General features: G+C 69.5%; 4 protein-coding genes. All 4 read right to left on the bottom strand.

The window, feature by feature from the left end; translation table 11 throughout:
• Window positions 1–384 precede the first annotated feature (384 nt).
• Window positions 385–843 carry a type VI secretion system-associated protein TagF gene (gene tagF / locus BMG07_RS43715; protein WP_307867301.1) on the bottom strand — a complete coding sequence of 153 codons (459 nt, stop codon included), beginning with the start codon at window positions 841–843 and terminating at the stop codon, window positions 385–387.
• Window positions 840–4,058: a type VI secretion system membrane subunit TssM gene (gene tssM / locus BMG07_RS39495; protein WP_269759861.1), complete on the bottom strand. Its 3,219-nt coding sequence runs from the start codon at window positions 4,056–4,058 to the stop codon at window positions 840–842. Before tssM ends, tagF begins: the two co-directional genes overlap by 4 nt.
• Entirely contained in the window at window positions 3,956–4,441 is a 486-nt protein-coding gene (locus BMG07_RS43710; RefSeq protein ID WP_269759860.1) for a hypothetical protein, read from the bottom strand. Before BMG07_RS43710 ends, tssM begins: the two co-directional genes overlap by 103 nt.
• The coding region (locus tag BMG07_RS39490) for a DotU family type VI secretion system protein (RefSeq protein ID WP_269759859.1) at window positions 4,438–5,675 on the bottom strand (1,238 nt) is incomplete at its 5' end. The genes BMG07_RS43710 and BMG07_RS39490, both read right to left, overlap by 4 nt.

The following is a 5,675-nucleotide window of genomic DNA, read 5'->3' as shown; positions in this document are numbered from 1 at the left end:
CCCCGCGAAACGCGAGCACCGCAGGTTGCCCGTAGCGAAGCGGAGGGACGCAGACAGTAGGGTCGCCTTTCTTTTGCCTACGTTTCTTTGGCGAAGCAAAGAAAAGTAGGTCGCCTGCCGGGGCGAGACCCGGCCTCGGAAAGCAAGAAGAAGAGCGTCCTTCATCTCACCCCTCCTCTGCGAAGCCAAGAAACAAGGCATCGAACTGCACATCAACAGGCAACCCGACACAGGGCATCCGAACCCCTCCGGAAACAGAAGGATCCCCCAACCAAAGAGAAGCCCCCGCCGCAGGCAAACCCAGCGACTCGACAACACTCTCCCGCCCATCGGAAGCAGCAGCAGCAGCAACAACAAACAGCCGCTGCAGCACACCATCAAACCTCACCCCATCCAGATCCCCCTCAAGCCCTTCAAGCGCAGCCTGAAGTCCCCCCGAGTCCACCACTGCAGCGCCGCAACCAGCGCCTCCCCGCGAAGCTCGGCCCCGACGGCCGCATCCAGCTCGACAGCCAGTGTGAAAGGAAAATACCGCCCCACCCCGTCGACGGAAGGCATCAGCACCCCGATCCAGCCCCGTTCGCCAACGACCTGCGGGCCCAATGCAAAGCACCAGATCGGCGCTTCCAGATACCGCTCCGTCCAATCGGCACGCTGGTCCCGCAACCGCGCCAGCCCGCGCTGCAGCCACGCATCCCACACCGCGCGAAACCCTTCAGGCAAACGCCGATGCGCGAAGTCCCCCATGCCCGGCAACTTGCCGAACCACCCCGGCAACGCATCCGATGCCAGCAGCGCAAAGGAAGAAGAGGAGGAGGAAGATGAAGAAGCCGCGGCGTTCACAGCCCCTCCGGACAAGAAAACTCCCGCAGCTCGCGCAGGCGGATCGGATGCTGCACGCTGTTCGTCGTCACTTCGAAGCGCGTCTTGCGCGCCCCGATCTGGAAGGTGATGAAGAACTTCTCCGGCGCATCCCCGGCTTCGAGCTGCCCGTCGTCCAGCGCACGGAACAGCGCCCAGGGCCCGTCGACCGCCGCGCCCGAGCTGCCCGTCGTCGAAGGCGGGCTCACCTGGATGCGCACCTGGTTGCTGCCCTTCGGCCCCGGCCACTGCACCGCCATCGGCACCACCGGCCCGTGCGCGTACTTCACGAGCTGCCCGTCGACATCGAGGATGAACTGCGTGATGCCCGCGTCCATTTCCACCGGCTTGAAATCCAGCCGCATCGACGGCCCGCGCCCGCCGCCGCGAAAGAAGATGTCCTTGATGCGCGCGGCGCGCTCGAACTGCGCCAGCGCCTGCGTGGTGATGGCGCCGCGCTCGGCCACGGGCTTGTAGCGCCACGGCTTGGTGCTGGTGTCGACCAGCGCGGCCAGGCGCTTCTGGAAGAAGTCGTCCATCAGGCCGCCGGGGCCGAACATCTGGCCGAAGTCCTCGGGCAGCACGTCGCGCTTGCTGCTCGGCACGAAGGGGTAGCGGCCCGCGATGGCGCGCGCGCAGAACTCGGCCACGGGGCGCAGGTCCTGGCTCAGGTTGCCGCGCTCGGCCACCTGGGCCTGCGCGGCGCCGGCCTGGCTGAGGTTCTCGACCATCGAGCGCACCGGCTCGGGCAGCCGGCCCGCGTCGGACTTGAGCTTGCCGGCCACGTCGCCGGGCGGCGGCGAGGTGCGGCCCTTCACGGCCGTGTCGACCGCGTTGAGGTACACGTACACCTCGTTGAAGAGCTTGAGCGCGTCGTCGATGGGCGCGGGCTGGTTGGGGCCGCCCGCGGTGACGAGGCGGCGCAGCGACTCGAAGCGGTCGTCCACGATGCTCTCGATGCGCTTGCCCGGCGCCACCTGGCGGCCGGGGTCGCCGCCGAACAGATCTTCCAGGCCCTTGCGCGTGTTGCGCACGGTCTCGGTGGCCTTGCTGACCACGTCCTTGTTGGCGTCGGCCGCCGGAATGAGCGTGGTCTGCTTGACCACCGCGCGCAAAAAGTTCGCGAGCGGCGAATCGACGCCCGAGAGAATGCGCGCGGTCTCGATGTTCTTCTCGAGCCCGCTCACGCGGATCAGGCGCACGTCGGCCAGCAGCGCCTCCCACTGCTTGACGTATTCCTCCAGGTAGAGGCGGCGCACGCGGTCGGTCAGCGCGCCGAGCGCGGCCACGTCGCGCAGGCGGTCGGCGGCGTTGCGGTCCTGCCCCAGCACCCACGGGTCTTCATTGGCGAGCAGGCCGGTGAGCACGGTCACTTCGTTCTGGAAGCGCTTGTGATAGCCGTCGTAGGTGAACATGCCGGGCACGCCCTCGGTCAGCGGCTTGCCGCTGATGCGCTCGAACACCAGCGGGCCCGAGGGGCCGGTGGCGGTGGCCACGCTGAAGCCCGGAATGTCCTTGGTGGCGCGCTGGCGCTTCAGGCGGCTGAACACGCGCTGCTCCAGCGGGTAGCTCGCAAGCACGGCGCGCACGCTGCGCACCAGGTTCTCGTCCATCTTGAGCGGCGAGCGCGGCGGGCCTTGCGCAATGAGCACGTCGAGCTGGTCCTCGAGCTGCTTGCGCTGGTCTTCGGGAATGCCGCGGTCCAGGTTGCGCGACCAGTCGAGCGTGATCCAGGCCTTGAGCGCCTCGGGGTCGAAGTGCTCGGGCTGGTAGAGCATCAGGTAGCTCTTGAGCGCCTCGTAGGTGTACTCGAGGTTGTCCTTCTGCGCGGTGCGCAGCTGGTCCTCGATGCGCTTGGCGATCTGCGGCAGGAAGGCGTCGTTGAGCGCGCGCTGGTGCGTGAGCATGGCGGCGGCGTCGAGCTTGTCGCCCTGGTACAGGCCCAGCGTCATCGACAGCGGCTCGTCGCCCTGGCGGTTGTCGGGCGTCTTCCAGATGTCGCGCAGGCTCTGCAGCACGGGCGCGACCTCGACCAGGTTCTGCACGCGCGCGGGCAGCGCCGCGAGGTTCTGCCTGGCGGGGTCGACCCGTGCCTCGACCGACTTCAGGTAGTTGAGGTTCTGCAGCGTGCTGTAGCCCCAGGCCGCGAGCAGGCCGACGGTGAGCAGCGTCATCGCGGTGACGCCGACGAAGCGCAGCGTGTGGCGGCGGCGCTCCAGCTTCACGTCGGCGCCGGCCAGGCGCTGTTCGGGGAACACCACTTCGCGCAGCAGCGCAGTGAGGAAGTAGCTGCGCCCGCTCGACTTCTGCGGCGCGAGCATCGCGCGCTCGATGCCGAAGCTGCGCGCCAGGCTGCCCATCACGCGGTCGATCGGGCTGCCCTCCTGCGTGCCGCTGGTGAAGTACACGCCGCGCACCCACGGCGGCTGCGCAAAGCGCGAGCCGGTGAACACCTGTTCGAGCAGGTCGGACAGCAGCGAGCCGATGGAGCCGAACTGCGCCGGAAAGCCGAAGATGGCCGCGCGGCGCGTGCCGTCGGTCTCGCGCTGCATGCGCGCGATGAGGCCGTCGTTCACGCGGTTGTGCAGCAGCGCGAACTCGCGGTTGAACGCGGTGGACAGGCCCTTCTCGTCCTGCTGCACGTTCTCGTCGGCCGGCAGGGTGAAGCCGAAGACCTGCGCGCGCTGTTCCTTGCCCAGGTCGTCGAAGTAGTCGGTGAAGCCGTAGAGCAGGTCGCTCTTGGTGACGAGCACGTACACCGGCAGCCGCGTGGTGAGCTTGGCGTCGAGCTCCAGCAGCCGCGCGCGGATCGACGCCGCGAGCTGCGTGCGCGCCTCCGGCCCCTGGCTCAGCAGGTCGGCCACGCTCACCGTGAGGAACACGCCGTTCAGCGGCCGGCGCGGGCGCGCCTTCTTCAGCAGGCCCAGGAAGCCTTCCCATGCGCTCTTGTCTTCCGACTGGTGGCTGTCCTGCGTGGTGTAGCGCCCGGCAGTGTCGATCAGCACGGCCTCGTCGGTGAACCACCAGTCGCAGTTGCGCGTGCCGCCCACGCCGCGAATGGCGCCGGGGCCGAACTTCTCGGCCAGCGGAAAGCTCAGGCCCGAGTTGACGAGCGCGGTGGTCTTGCCCGCGCCCGGCGCGCCGATGAACACGTACCACGGCAGGTCGTACAGATAGCTGCCGCCCGAGATCGACATCCAGTCGCGCCAGCCCGCTTCTTGCCGGCCGCGTGCAGGCGCATCTGCTTGAGCGTGGCCACGGCTTCGCTGAAGCGCGTGTCCAGGATCTGCTGCTCGCCGCTGGCCGGCGCGCCGGTCCTGGCGGCGGGCGCCTTCATGAGCCCGTCGGTCAGGTGCTGGCTCGCGCGGCGCGCGCGCCAGCGGCGGTACAGCGCGCGCAACAACACCACCAGCACGATCACGCCGATGACGACGGCGCGCACCATCTCGCTTTCGAGCGGCGCGAGCGCGCCGATCTTCACCAGCGGGCCGACCCACCAGATCAGCAACGCGACGACGATCAGCGCCAGCAGCGTGAGCAGCAGCGGGCTGAACAGGAAGCCGAAGATTTTCTTGATCATTTCGCCGCTCCGGTTTCGGTCAGCAGCACGATGTCGACGCGGCGGTTCTTCGCGCGGTTGGCGGGCGTGTCGTTGGCGGCCACGGGCTCGGCGTCGGCCTTGCCGTCGGAGCGCATGCGCGCGGGGTCGACCAGCGTGCTGAGCGCGCCCTTCACCGCGTCGGCGCGCGCGGCCGACAGGTGCCAGTTGGACGGATAGCGCAGCGAGCGGATCGGCTGGTTGTCGGAGTGGCCGGTGATGAGCACCTCGCCCTTCACCTCGGCCAGCGCCTGCCCGATGCGGCGCAGCACCGGCAGCGACTGCGCCATGGGCTCGGCGCTGCCGGAGCCGAAGAACGAGTCGCCGCGCAGGCGCACCACGCTGCGGTCGGCCTCGTCGGTCACCGTGACGAGGCCCTGCTTGATCTCGGGCTCCAGAAAGCGCGCCAGGCGCGGCGTCTTGGCCGGCAGCGCGGGCGGCGCGATCTGGATGTTGGGCGCGCGCAGGCTCGACACGGCCGCGTAGGTGGTGTCGGAGCGGTAGTTGAGCGTGATGCGCAGCGCAAACCACGCCAGCGCCAGCAGCAGCGCGAAGCCCACGGCAAACACCCACAGCGGCAGCGACTCGCGCAGCCGCACCGTGCCCGCGCCCTGCCCGCGCCAATGCGGCGACAGCTCGGGCTCGACCGCCGGACGGTCCTTGGTGATGAGGTCGGCCAGGCGCTGGCGCACCGAGTCGAGCTGCGCGCGGCCGTTGTCGACCACGCGGTAGCGGCCCTCGAAGCCGAGCGCGAGCACGCTGTAGATCAGCTCCAGCAGCTGGCGGTGCGTGGGCACGTCCTGCGCGAGCTTGGCCAGCAGCTGGAACACTTTCTCGCCGCCCCAGGTCTCGTTGTGGAACTGCACCAGCAGGCTCTGCTTGTTCCAGCCGGCCTGCACGCCCCAGGGCGTGTTGGCCACGGCCTCGTCGAGCGCGGTGCACAGCACGTAGCGCGCGGCCAGCACCGACTCGTTGCCCACGCCGGCGCGGCGCGCGTTCTGGTCGAACTGGTTGACGGCGTCGGCGGTGGAGGCGCGCAGCGCCGGCACGTTGGGCGGCTGCGCCAGGTTGCGCAGCTTGCCGATCAGCACCAGCAGCTTGCCGGCCGCCGACACCAGCGGGTTGAGCAGGCCCAGCTCGCCGACCTCGGCCACGGGCGTGGGGTCGGCGCCGCCGAAGAACGGCGCGGGGGCCGCGCCGGCGGCGTGCCGCCGGG

It is taken from the genome of Variovorax sp. E3 (genome assembly GCF_016082275.1).
Classification (GTDB): domain Bacteria; phylum Pseudomonadota; class Gammaproteobacteria; order Burkholderiales; family Burkholderiaceae_C; genus Variovorax.
Note: the sequence above shows the minus strand (reverse complement) of the source record. Positions and strands in the feature narration are given on the sequence as shown.

Excerpts from the sequence above, each read along its gene's own strand:
- tssM (WP_269759861.1), bottom strand. The coding sequence starts at position 4,058 with ATGTCGATCTCGGGCGGCAGCTATCTGTACGACCTGCCGTGGTACGTG.
- BMG07_RS43710 (WP_269759860.1), bottom strand. The coding sequence starts at position 4,441 with ATGATCAAGAAAATCTTCGGCTTCCTGTTCAGCCCGCTGCTGCTCACG.